This window comes from Neisseria sp. WLZKY-1, assembly GCF_046546535.1.
In the GTDB taxonomy this organism is placed as follows: domain Bacteria; phylum Pseudomonadota; class Gammaproteobacteria; order Burkholderiales; family Neisseriaceae; genus Neisseria.
The window spans coordinates 1-231 of record NZ_JBKGTW010000165.1 but is presented as its reverse complement, the minus strand read 5'-3'; the positions used below and the strand labels follow the sequence as shown (position 1 = coordinate 231).

The 231-nt window shown below is 42.0% G+C and carries 1 protein-coding gene; it reads left to right on the top strand.

Annotated elements, in window-relative coordinates; genetic code table 11:
• Positions 1 to 231, top strand: a 231-nt coding sequence (locus ACLD9W_RS12675; protein ID WP_410842316.1) for a tetratricopeptide repeat protein, incomplete at both ends; no start/stop codon positions are given.

Here is a 231-nt window from a genome sequence, read left to right as displayed (position 1 = left end):
CAATTTAATCTCGGCGTTACTTTGGGAAAACGAGGAGATGACGAAGGAGCAATAGCTGCCTACCAAAACGTTAAGCATGAAGATTCGTCTGAACAGTATGCAATGGCTCAATTTAATCTCGGCGTTACTTTGGGAGAACAGGAAGATACCGAAGGAGCAATTACTGCCTACCGAAACATTAAACGTGAAGATTCACCCGAACTATATGCAAAAGCTCAAGTTAATCTTGGT